Below are 11618 nucleotides of genomic sequence, written 5' to 3'. Positions count from 1 at the left end.
CATCGACGGCTGGAACACCCGCTGCCACCCGTTCACCTGGACCAAGACCGCCGATCAGATCCTGCCCCACGCCACCCGTCAACGAACCTCAGACGCGTGACACTAGCCAGCCCCGGGCGTCATCCACGCCTGGCAGTTCATCATCTGTCATGACCGAATATTCGACTTCCATAGACCCTTAAGTTTGCAATGCCAAGCATACAGCACGTTATTCGATTGCCTACTTAAGGTCAGCCAAGACCTGCTCGGCAGCATACCTATCCATCCTGGATGCGCCCGGATTCTCTTTTAGCCACCTGTTCATTGCACTAATGTATTCTGTGCATTTATTAATGTGATCCGCGCCTTTGATTTTCCAGCCCCACTTCTGAAGTGCACGCTCGGCACGAGCGGCCGACATTGCGCTTCCGTTTCCTAACGAGGCACCTGGACGCCATAGATCGTTCATGATGTTTTGCAACCGAACGTCCTGAACAGGTGGCTTAGCCATCTGCGCCCGCAATGATTTTATGAGCATTTCGTGAAGTTCGCCAACTTGCCCTAAGGCGCGCAGCTCGGACACGGAGGCCGTACCAAGGAGCCTGCGCAGCCATGATCCACCGCCGATCCCGCTTTCCTTGTAGGCCAGCATGATGTATGGCAGATCAGCCAATTGGTTGCGCAGTCCTTGACCGCACGCAACTGGCCGGTCGGAGCAGTATTCGCGCAGGAGTTGCGCACTCGCGTCGGCACGGCCCTTCAACTGCGACCACAAAATGCTGGCGTCAGATAGCCATATGTCGAAATCGTGCGCCAGAGAGTCACACGATCCTGCGCCGATATTGGCAGGGATAGTTACCCCATTGAGGTAACAGACACCGTCGAGGTACAGCACGACAGAGCCGTTTTCATAGTCCGCGACACCAACATCACCGCCCTGCCCGGTCCCTCCACGTCCGTTCAGACGAGCGTCATTCTCAGCACGTTGTCGTTCCAGAAGTAGCTGTGCAGCATGAGCGGCTGCATCACCCGCCGCCTTAGCATCGGCCCCGGCAGCGTTGGCGGCTGCTCGAGCGTTGCGAGAGGCTTCTTCGGCGGCAACAGCATAGGCGCGGGCGCGAGCGGCCGAGGCTTGAGCAGCCGCAGCCGAGGCTGCGGCGTTGCGGGCTGCTTGTTGGGCGGTGGCAGCGGCGTTGCGGGCGATCTTCGCGGAGGCGACGGCTTGTTGGGCTGATTCTTGTGCGTCGTGTGCTGATTTGGCTGCTGCGGCGGCGTAGCCGGCTGCGACGTCGGCGTGGTGCTGGGCTTGGGTTGCGTAGCCTGCGGCTTCGTTGGCGGCATTACGGGCGAGCGCGGCGGCTTTCGCCGCGTTGGCGGCGGCTTCTTGGGCTTGCTGTGCGGCTTGGGCGGCTTCGGCGACGTAGCGGGCGACTTGGGCTGTGTGCGCGGTGGTGTTGTGGTCGCGTTGCGCGGCTTGGTGTTGTCCGATGTCGAGGAACTTCCGCAGGTAGGACACCGGTCCGGACAGCGCGGCTTGCGCGGCGGCTTTGACCTCGGGCCCACCCTGGTAGAGGATCTGGTTGACGGCGATGCGGTCGTCGTGTTCACGCGCGATGTGCTGGCCGGTGGCCAGGAACTCCCGCAGGGCCTGCGGGGTGTGGGCGTCGAGTGCCTTGGTGGCCCCGTCCTTCATGGCCGGTCCACCGGAGCTGAGCAGTTGTACGACGCGAACGCGGTCGTCGGTTTCGCGTTCGGGGTAGTCCTGCTCAGCGAGGAACCGGGTCACGGCAGGGTAGTCACCGGCCAGCGCGGTGGCGGCGCCGGTTTTCAGGCCGGGACGGTCGGTGGTGTCGGCGATCTGAGTGAGCCGGGCGCGGTCGTCCTGCTCGTTTGCGCTCAGACGGGTACGGCCGACGAAGTCGACCACGACATCCTCGTCCCCGAGCAGAGCTTGTTCGGCGGCGGCTTTGGTGAAGGGACCGCCAGTGCTCATCAGGCGCATCGCGACCTTGCGGCCGTTGCCCACCACGACTTCCCGTGAGGCGCCGGGAGCAGTTGCAGTCTCGAGTAGCGCGCGAGTCTCGACGTCCAGGCGTGCGGCGTCGGCGACCTGCCAAGCGGTGTCGGAGGCCTTGTCGGCCTCGTCTTGCTTGGCCTGCTCGGCATCGGCCACGGCCTGGTCCTGCCACGCCTGCAACCGGGCGGCATCGGCGGCACGACCGGTCTCATCGACCTTGCGAGCCTGATCCGCCGCAGCGACGGCGGCGTCGGCAGCGCGCAGCGCCTCAGCAGCGTGCGCGGCGGATTCATTGGCCGCGTTCTCTGCTTCACCGGCGTGGTCGGCAGCCTCGCGGGCGGCTTGAGCAGCACGTTCGGCATGCCCTGCGGCGGACTCGGCGGCGGCTTTGGCGTCCATCGCCGCGGCCACGGCCTGGCGCGCCAACGACTGGGCAGCGTTCGCGGCCCGAGTCGCGGTCGCCGCAGCCCGTTTCGCCTTCGCCGCCTGTGCTGAGGCCTGCTCCGCCTTCACACCAGCCTGGCGGGCCCAACCACCGGCCTCACCCGCAGCTCCAGCAGCGTTGTCAGCATTAGATGCAGCACTAGCGGCAGCGTCGGCGGCCCGTCCAGCGGCCAAGGCGGCGTCGATGACGTGTGCGACGGTGGATGCAGCGTCTTTCGCGGCCGTTGCTGCGGTGTCGGCATCGACCGCCGCCGCACGAGCCGTGTTGGCCTTCGCGCCGTCACGGATCGCGTCATTGGCAGCACCCTGAGCGCGAGCGGCAGCGCGCCCTGCCATCGCCGCCGCGCTGGACGCACCGGCCGCAGCCGCGGCGGCCGCACGGGAAGCCTTCACCGCCGCAGCGGCGGCGCCCAGCGCCACCTGGGCCGCGCTGGCCGCGCCCGCTGCCGCCGCGGCCGCACGGCCTGCGGCGGAGGCTGCGCGTCCAGCATCAGTCTTGGCCGCCGCGGTCTCTTCCGCCGCGCGCTGGGCGGCCTCCTTCGCCAAGCGCGCGGCCTCGACCGCACGCTTGGACGCCTCTTCAGCTGCGGCGGTTTCAGTGACCGCGCGGCCTTGTTCGTCCTTGGCGACCTGTGCGAGGTGGGAAACCGAGAGCAGTTCCTGGTCGCGTTCGCGGGCCAGGTACTGGCCGGTGTTGATGAACTCGCGCAGCGCCTCGACCGACCCGTCGTCGAGTGCCTGGGAAGCGACGCGTTTGACCTCAGGACCACCGGCGGACAAAATCTGCACGACCTGGACCCGGTCATCGGTCTCCTGCGCGGTCTTACGGCCGGACTGCAGGAACTCGACCAGCGCTTGGGTGGTTCCCATGTTGAGTGCACGCTGCGCGGCATCGCGGACACCGCGGCCTTGTGCAGCGGCGAGGATCTGGTTGACCTGGACGCGTTGATCGTCTTCCCAGGGGCTTTGCCAGCCCGAGTTCAGGAACGCGCGGATCGCGGTGATCGACCCGTCGTTGAGGGCTTTCTCTGCAGCTTCCCGCACCCCTCGCCCGGTCGAGGTGAGCGCCTGCACCACACGGACTCGGTCATCGGCCTCCCGCGCCGCATCCAGCGCGGTACGCAGGAACTCCTCAACCTGACTGTCGGTACCGGTCAATGCGGCCGCGGCAGTGTCGCGCACACCACGGCCACCGGTCTTCCACGCCTCCAGCACACGCTCACGCGGAGACTGTGCCGCCGGGGCGGGACCATCACCCGCAGGAGAGGGCGTGTCGGCGGCGTACGCGGCGGGCGCGGTGAGCAGGCCGATGATCAACGACAGCACCAGTGTCAGAACCAGCCCCGCACGGGACAGCCGCCGTCGCCTGGTCATCCCGGGCGTGTTGGGTCTCCAGACCACAACACTCTGACGTGGAAATTGTTCACCAAATCTGCTCGCCACGTTGTTTACTTTCCCCTCGCGAACAAGCGCCGAACGTCGGCGTGATCCCCTACTAAAGTATTGCGACACACCGGGCACAGCCGACGGCGCTCGCGACAGCGATCCTGTCGGAGAACCCGGCTTTTGGCAACAAAAATGTTCCCTGCCACAAACGACACCCCGGGTGATGCGGAACTGTCGGTGGCTGCGATTAGCGTGGGTGGTCCGCGAAGCAAGGGGCGCGGACTTTCACCCATTTGCCGGAGGGGATTTCTATGTTTTCGTTATCGTGCTCGCGTGTCGCGAGCGCCGTGGGGGCAGCGGTCGCCGCCGCAGTGATCGGGGTTTCCGCAGCCGCCGTGGCGGTCGCCGGACCTTCATCGAACGCGCCGGGCGACGATCTGCCGCAGCGGTCGACCGTGGAAGACCGGTCCTACCCCGGCGCCGCGAAGATCCTGGCGGAGCGCAGTATTTCGCTGAAGTCCGGGGACGGGAGGATCCTGCTCGTCGACTGCGGCAGCGCGCCGGACCTGGTCGAGGTCTACAGCCGCACGAAGGGCACCTTCTGCTTCAAGATCATCGGTGCCACCGGATATCTGGCCCTCGATCTGCCCGAGACCTACACCGTCAAGGGGAACAGCCATCGCTTGCAGGTCAGCCTCACCGCGCAGGGTCGCACCACCACAGCGACCGTGGAGAAAGAATCGTGGACCCCGGTCGGCGAAGGAACCGGCGGGGCTCCCAGCGTTCTCGTCGAGATCCGCACCCTGTAACACCGCACACGAACCCGCACACCCGAAGTTCGTTACTAATTCTTCGGTGACGGTCCGATAACAACAGCCTGGCGAGTTTCGGTTGAGTTGATGAGGCAACAAGGAAACACCTCGTGGCTCGTTCCGACGCCATTCTCATTCGCAGTCGTGTTCAACCAAGGAGTCACATACGTGTCCTCGAACCATTCCTTCCGGCGGAGAGCCACTGCCCTGATCGCCCTGGCCATCACCGCGACCGGTGTGCTCGCGGCGCCGTCCGCGTCGGCGATCAGCGGTGGTACCCCCGCTGCTGACCGCAGCTACCGGTTCGTCGCGAAGATCACCGTCGGGGAGCAGAGCTGCACCGGCGCGCTGGTCGACCCGCAATGGCTGCTCACCGCCGCCAGCTGCTTCGCCGACACCCCGGATCAGGGGTTCCACATCCCCGCCGGGCCACCGCGGCAACGCACCACCGCGGTCATCGGCCGCACCATTCTCACCCAGGACGACGGCCAGGTCACCACCATCACCGACCTCGTGCCCAAGGGCGACCGCGACCTCGTGCTCGCCAAACTCGCCACCCCCATCACCGGCATCGCCCCCGTGACCATCGGCCGTACCGCTCCCGCGCCCGGGGATGTACTGCGGATCGCCGGATACGGGCGCACCGCCACCGAATGGGTCCCCAACCGCTTGCACACCGCCACCTTCACCACCGGTGAACTCACCGGCACCACCTTCGCCGTCACCGGCAAAGACCCCGCCACCGCCTCCACTTGCCGGGGCGACGCCGGTGGCCCTGCGCTGCGCGAAACCAGCGACGGCACCGAACTGGTCGCGGTGAACAGCGTGTCCTCGCAAGGCGGCTGCATCGGCGAAACCGACACCCGCACCGGCTCCACCGAAGCCCGCGCCGACAACGCCGGCGACTGGATCCGCGCCACCGTGCCCAATCTCGCCATCACCTGCCAACCCTCGGCACCCATCTTCACCACCCGCGCCGACGGCTCCATGTGGCTCTACCAACACAGCGACCCTCGCAACGGCGGCTTCTCCTGGATCAACGGCAACGGCCAAGCCATCGGCTCCGGCTGGCTCAACTCCCGCGCCATCGCCGCACCCGACGGTGTCCTCTACCAAGCCAACAGCAACGGCGAACTCCGCCGCTTCCGCTGGAACGGCACCAGCTGGGACCGCGCCACCGGCCCCACCCCGTACTACCAGGTCATCGACGGCGGCTGGGGCCGCTACGCGAACGCGGAGTACCGCAACCGCATCACCGTAGACGCCACCGGGCACATCTACACCATCGAGCCCGACGGCAACCTGCACTGGCGCACTTACGACACCACGACGAAAAAGTGGGACCACCGCGTCCTCAAGGACGGCTGGGGCAAGTACGACCTCATCGTCGCCGCCGGCGACGGGATCCTCTACGCCCGCACCCCGGGCGGTGACCTGTTCCGCTTCGCCTACAACGCGGCCACCGGCGAGTGGACCCAGTGGGCCAAGCCGTCGGGCACCGGCTGGAACATCTTCAAAACCGTCACCTCCCCCGGCGCCGACGTCCTCTACGGCTCCTACCCCGCCGAAGACGGCGCCCTGCTCTGGTACCGCTATCTCCCCGCCAGCGGCACCTGGGCCGACACCGGCCGCACCAACGGAAAACTCATCGGACACGGCTGGTACGGCCTCTACGACATGACCGCCACCCCCAACACGTGCCATCTCACCACCTAAACGGATAGCCCCTGTTGGACACCCCGGAGGCGGGGTGTCCAACAGGCAGGGCGCAACCCCGGAAACAGAGGATGCTGCAGCGTCGATTCTCGTATGCCGCGGCGTCTTGGTCACGACAGCCGCCATCGTCCCGCGCAACAGTTCCGGTGCCCAATCAGCCAGCGGCCCACCCGAACTCGTTGGGCACGCTACAGAAAGCCTGTATATGACCGGGCTGGCGGACGAACCGCCCTGCGGCCCAAAGACCATCGCTTCCAGCGTCGAGCGGCATGCAAGAGTTCGCATACCGACTCGACCGTGCCCCCGGCAGGACTCGAACCTGCGACCTAGAGATTAGAAGGCTCTTGCTCTATCCAGCTGAGCTACGAGGGCCAGCCAGCTCGACTGCCCCGATGTGCGGACCCGCGTGGCGCGGTGTCGAACCGTCTCAGCGAGTCTAATCGGCGCAAACGGCCGGAGAGTTACACACCTGATCTTCTCAGGGTGCGGATGCCCGCTGAGCTGCGGATTTTCGCAGGAGCGAGCGAACAGCACACGCCGCCCACACGGGTCGGGGCGTCAGTCGCTCGGCGGTTCACCCTCCCAAAGTACCTCGAAACCTGCCACCATGGGGACCAGAAGGCTCTTGCTCGTGTCCCAGCGGCTACGCGGAGGTCATCCACGGCCGATATACGGCATCGCCGTGGCGGTGATGGTCAGGAACTGGACGTTGGCGTCGAGCGGCAGGCCGGCCATGTAGAGCACGGCCGACGCGACGTGTTCGGCGTCGAACGTCGGCTCCGGCATCGTGCGGCCGTCGGCCTGCCGCGCGCCCTTGGCGATGCCGGCGGTCATGTCGGTCGCGGCGTTGCCGATGTCGATCTGGCCACACGCCACGTCGTAGGCGCGCCCGTCCAGGGACAGTGACTTCGTCAGGCCCGTGATCGCGTGCTTGGTCGCGGTGTAGGCGACGCTGCCCGGCCGGGGGGCGTGCGCCGAGATCGAGCCGTTGTTGATGATCCGGCCGCCCCGCGGGTCCTGTGCCTTCATCACGCGCACGGCTTCGCGGGCGCAGAGGAACGAGCCGGTGAGGTTCACGTCGACGGTGGCGCGCCAGTCCTCGACGCTGATGTCCGCGATGTCGCCGGACGGGCCGAAGCCGCCCGCGTTGTTCACCAGCAGGTCCACTCGCCCCCAGCGGTCCCGTGCGGCGGCGAACAGCGCTTCCACCTGTTCCGGGTCGCTGACGTCCGTCGGCACCGCCAGCGCGCCGTCGTGGGCGCCCGCGGTTTCGTGCAGCGCGTCCGCCCCGCGGCCGGCCAGCGCCACCTGGTAGCCGTCGCCGAGCAGTGCCCGTGCGACGCACCTGCCGAGTCCGGATCCCGCGCCGGTCACCACCGCGATCGCCATGCGCACTGCTCCGTTCGTCCCATTTCGCCCGCAACGTTCACTTCGTGGCCGTCGCGCCTTCACCGTAGACGGTAACTTCCGCGCGCCGGGCCGACGATTTACCCAGCGGGGGAACGGGCGGACTTTCCACCCGCGAACGCGAACCGGACAGGCGGGGAATGAAGAAAACGCCGAGGTTTCAACTGATCGGTGCAGCGAATGACAAAGTCCGCTGGCGGTTACTGGGCGGGAACAACGCGTCACTCGGCACCGGCGCGGGCAGCTATCGGGGCGCAGCGGAATGCATCAATGCGATTCAATGGCTCAAGGACAACCTGACGACGACGCGTGCCGAGTTCAGCCATGCCAGCGGCGGGAAGTGGCGGTGGCTGCTGTACGCCGACGCGGAACTCCTCGCCATGGCCAACCACGCCTACGGCAGGAAGATCGAGGCGAAACACGGGTTGGAGCGGTTTCTCGCGGCCACTCCCGAAGCCGTCGTCCGCACCGGAGGCGCGAGCATAGCGGACTGGCGGACGAAATATAAGATGAATTCCCCGGAGGCCCCGCTTCGGTAGCCGGCAACTACGGTCCGTGCATTCGTCGGCCCTTAACCAACGTGCCGTCGGGCGGGAACGAAAAGCACCTGATCCGGCCAGGCTGATCCGGCGGAATTGTGGGTGCCACGGTTCTTCCAGTGGCAAGACGGAGAACAGGAAGAGAGCGCAGTGAACATGCGAGTTCGTACGACTCGACTTCTCGGCACCGCCGCCCTCGCCGCGGGCGCGTGCGTCCTGCTGGCCGGTACCGCCGCCGCGGTCCCGAACCCCAACGGCACCAAGGAGGTGCTGACCGCCGCGGGCTCGGACACCATCTTCGACGTCACCGGGGCGATCTTCACCGCCGCGAACGGCAACGCGGGCAACACCGACCCGGACAACTTCGTCAACGTGCCGCCGGTGCTCGCCGCCGGTGGCACGTTCACGGTTCCGGGTGACGCCTTCGCCGCCTCGGTCACCTACGCCAACCCCGGCAACCTGCCCCCGAACGGCTCCGGCGCGGGCAAGACCGCGCTGAAGACCTCCGCCGACGCGGGTGACGGCGCGATCGACATCGCCCGCTCGTCCTCCGGCCGCGCGACCAGCGACCCGGCGACCTTCGAGTTCTACGGCTTCGCGAAGGACGGCGTGACCTGGTCGGCATCCTCCACCGGGGCCGGCGCGGGCCGCACCCTCACCCTGACCCAGCTCCGCAACATCTACAACGGCACCATCACCAACTGGAGCCAGGTCGGCGGCACCAACACCCCGATCAAGGTCTACCTGCCGCAGGCGAACTCCGGCACGCTGGCCTTCTTCACCGGGACCGTGCTCGGCTTCGACCCGACCACCAAGCCGGTGACGATCAACCGGTTCCAGGAGAACGAGGGCAACACCATCCCGGCCGCCGACCAGGCCGCCGCGATCGCCCCGTACTCGATCGCCCAGTGGGTCGCGCAGGGCAACAACGCCGTCAGTGACAAGCGGGCGGGCTTCTTCGCGGGCACGCTGACCGGCGCCGGCTCCAACGGCGCCCCGGTTTCGGGCGCCGCGGGCAGCTACGCCCCGGCGTTCACCGACGGCTTCCTCGGCGCGCGCACCGTGTACCACGTTCTCGACACCCGTTCGAAGTCCTACGGCCAGGCGCTGCGCGGCGTCGGCTTCGACTCGACGGGCCAGAGCCCGCTGTGCCACGGCGACCTCAACGCCACGCTGAAGACCTTCGGCTTCAAACCGCTCGCCGCGAACTCCGCCGGTACCACCTGCGTGAAGTCCTGACGCAGCACAGAAAAACGGGGCCCGGTGGCGCGATCGCCACCGGGCCCCGCCCTTTTCGGGGACCTACTTCGCGGGCACACCCAGCGCGGCGAGCGCGGGCGCGGCGAGGATCACGCCCTTGCCGGTCACGTTGTCGTAGCCCGGCGCGCCGAGGTCGGTCGCGCTCGACACCAGCGCGGTGCGGATGTCGGCCGGGGTGGCGGTCGGCTTGCCGGACAGCAGCAGCCCGGCGATCGCGGCGGCGTGCGGCGCGGCGGCCGAGGTGCCGAAGAACGGCGCGAACCCGGTGACCGTGGTGGTCACGCCGTCGGCGGCGGTGATGTCCGGCTTCTGGCGCACCGCGCCACCGGTGCTGGACACGTTGCCCGGCGTGATCGCGGTGCCGTCGGCGTTGTAGAACTGCTTGCGGGTGCCGTCGGAGCTGAACCGCTCCCACTTGCTCGACGCGCTGAACGTCGACGGGAACGGGCCCGCCGGGTTCGCCGGGTCACCGGTTTCGAGCGGACGCCCGAACGCGGCGGCGGCCGGTGCGGCGGCGACGCTGAACGCGGCCGCGGCGGCCGAGTGGCCGGAAGTGACGCCCGCGGTGCTGAAGGCCTTGAGGCCGCCGGATGCGGTGAACCGGCCGCGGATCACGTTCAGCGCGAGGAACCGGTCGGCGCCGCTGTACTTAACCACGGCGACCTTGTAGCCGGAGCCGCTGCTGGGCACCTGCGTGATCTCGTACGGGTTCTGCGAACCGGTCTGCGAGTCCTGGCTGGAGGCGACGACGCTACCCGCGGAGTTCAGCACGTACAGGTCGTAGTCGCTGTTCGACCTGCCCCACGGGTCGGACCAGAACAGCGTCACCGGCTTGCCGAGCGAGCCTGCCGAAAGCGGGTCGTAGAGCTGGGTGCCCGAGCCGGGGTCGAAGTCGTGCGCGGTACCGGAGACGCCGCTCAGCTTCTGCCCGGAGTTGCGGTAGTCGCCCTCCCAGTAGCCGCTGCTGCCGTCGGTGAGGTTGCCCGAGTTGCCTGCGGAGGAGAAGTACAGCGCGCCGGACTTCGTCACGTCGTTGACCGCCTGCGCGACCGGGCCGTCCTGGAACGGCGACTCGTCGAAGTAGGCGACGTCGTCGACGATGACCTGGCACTTGCCGGTGGCCCGCAGCGCCTTGATGTTCGCCGCGAAGCTGGCCTCGCTGGTGAACGCGGTGGCGAAGCCCAGCGTGGCGTCCGGTGCGAGGTCGTGCACGATATCCAGCATCGCGGTGCCCTCGTCACCGCTGCCCTGCTGTCCGGAAAGGACGTCCACAGTGGGCAGTTCACCGGATGACTGCGACTTGCCGAGCGAGTCGATGCCGTCGGAGAGCACGCAGATCTTGACGCCCTTGCCGGACACGCCGTACTTGGTGCGCGCGGCATCGGCGCCGTGGGCCTTGTCCCCTTCGGACACCGTGGCGGCGGCGACGGCGTTGGCGGCGAGCTGCTGCCGCGAAGAACCCGTTTGCGGCGACTGCTCGCGCCAGGTCATGGCCTGCCCCGCCGGGGCGACCTCGGCGACGTCCGCCCGCGCGGCGATCCCGTCGACCGCGGTCAGCGGCAGCTCGGCGCGGACCTGGCCGCCGGTGTTCGCCCGCACGGCGCCACCGGTCGCGGTGACCGCTCGCGCGAGTTCCTGCCCGCCGCCCGCCGCGGTGATGTCGACCGAGACGGTGCCCGCGCCGGACACCGGCACCGAGGTGCGGTAGTCGGGCAGCTTCTTCGCCAGGCCGTGGTCGGCACGCAGCCGCTTCTCGACGACGAGGGAACTGGCCTGCTTGCGCTCGGCAGGGCTCAGCGTCTGCTTGATGCTCTGCAGGGCACTGATCCCGGTCTCGGTCCGCGCGGCGTCGGAATCGGCCCGCGCGGGCGCTGCGACGGACACGGACGCGGAAAGGAGAACGGCGCCGACAGCCAACGGCACCGCGTAGCGGGTGACACGGTTCAACCGCACCATGAATGGACTCCCTGGAAGTGACAGGCCCCGACACACCCTGGGCGGGTGCGACCTGATCAAAACCTAAGAAGCCAGCGCGGCCCAGGACACCCACCAAAGTCG

Annotated in this window: 7 protein-coding genes and 1 tRNA gene; 4 read left to right on the top strand and 4 right to left on the bottom strand. The window is 67.9% G+C overall.

The genetic code is table 11. The features are described from left to right. Nucleotides 1–220: 220 nt before the first annotated feature. Nucleotides 221–3814 (bottom strand): ALF repeat-containing protein, encoded by a 3594-nt coding sequence (locus ABD256_RS23330; protein WP_344422548.1) that lies wholly within the window; start codon nucleotides 3812–3814, stop codon nucleotides 221–223. Nucleotides 3815–4119: 305 nt separating this feature from the next. Between ABD256_RS23330 and ABD256_RS23325 the strand changes: the two genes are divergently transcribed. Together ABD256_RS23325 and ABD256_RS23320 are read left to right on the top strand one after the other, a co-directional pair. Next, nucleotides 4120–4635 carry a hypothetical protein gene (locus ABD256_RS23325; RefSeq protein ID WP_344422546.1) on the top strand — a complete coding sequence of 172 codons (516 nt, stop codon included), beginning with the start codon at nucleotides 4120–4122 and terminating at the stop codon, nucleotides 4633–4635. 171 nt (nucleotides 4636–4806) lie between these two features. After that, complete coding sequence (locus ABD256_RS23320; protein WP_344422545.1) at nucleotides 4807–6354, top strand: tachylectin-related carbohydrate-binding protein; 1548 nt, start codon at nucleotides 4807–4809, stop codon at nucleotides 6352–6354. 298 nt (nucleotides 6355–6652) lie between these two features. On the opposite strand, the gene ABD256_RS23315 is transcribed toward ABD256_RS23320, so the two are convergent. Beyond that, nucleotides 6653–6726 (bottom strand) — tRNA-Arg (locus tag ABD256_RS23315). 282 nt (nucleotides 6727–7008) lie between these two features. Further along, nucleotides 7009–7743: an SDR family oxidoreductase gene (locus tag ABD256_RS23310; RefSeq protein ID WP_344422543.1), complete on the bottom strand. Its 735-nt coding sequence runs from the start codon at nucleotides 7741–7743 to the stop codon at nucleotides 7009–7011. A gap of 158 nt (nucleotides 7744–7901) precedes the next feature. Here ABD256_RS23310 and ABD256_RS23305 point away from each other — a divergent pair, with 158 nt between their 5' ends. Next, complete coding sequence (locus ABD256_RS23305; RefSeq protein WP_344422540.1) at nucleotides 7902–8300, top strand: DUF1508 domain-containing protein; 399 nt, start codon at nucleotides 7902–7904, stop codon at nucleotides 8298–8300. A 156-nt stretch (nucleotides 8301–8456) separates the two neighbouring features. After that, a complete protein-coding gene (locus tag ABD256_RS23300) occupies nucleotides 8457–9539 on the top strand; it encodes a PstS family phosphate ABC transporter substrate-binding protein (protein ID WP_344422537.1) in 1083 nt (360 codons plus the stop codon). A gap of 63 nt (nucleotides 9540–9602) precedes the next feature. Here the strand turns inward: ABD256_RS23300 and ABD256_RS23295 are convergent, their stop codons facing one another. Continuing rightward, nucleotides 9603–11516 (bottom strand): S8 family peptidase, encoded by a 1914-nt coding sequence (locus ABD256_RS23295; RefSeq protein WP_344422535.1) that lies wholly within the window; start codon nucleotides 11514–11516, stop codon nucleotides 9603–9605. Nucleotides 11517–11618: the final 102 nt, after the last annotated feature.

The sequence above is a fragment of the Amycolatopsis minnesotensis genome (genome assembly GCF_039529815.1).
Taxonomy (GTDB): Bacteria; Actinomycetota; Actinomycetes; order Mycobacteriales; family Pseudonocardiaceae; genus Amycolatopsis; species Amycolatopsis minnesotensis.
Note: the sequence above shows the minus strand (reverse complement) of the source record. Positions and strands in the feature narration are given on the sequence as shown.

What these genes read in the sequence shown, in the direction of transcription:
- ABD256_RS23330 (WP_344422548.1), bottom strand. Translation starts at nt 3,814, where the DNA reads ATGACCAGGCGACGGCGGCTGTCCCGTGCGGGGCTGGTTCTGACACTG.
- ABD256_RS23310 (WP_344422543.1), bottom strand. Translation starts at nt 7,743, where the DNA reads ATGGCGATCGCGGTGGTGACCGGCGCGGGATCCGGACTCGGCAGGTGC.
- ABD256_RS23305 (WP_344422540.1), top strand. Translation starts at nt 7,902, where the DNA reads ATGAAGAAAACGCCGAGGTTTCAACTGATCGGTGCAGCGAATGACAAA.
- ABD256_RS23300 (WP_344422537.1), top strand. Translation starts at nt 8,457, where the DNA reads ATGCGAGTTCGTACGACTCGACTTCTCGGCACCGCCGCCCTCGCCGCG.
- ABD256_RS23295 (WP_344422535.1), bottom strand. Translation starts at nt 11,516, where the DNA reads ATGGTGCGGTTGAACCGTGTCACCCGCTACGCGGTGCCGTTGGCTGTC.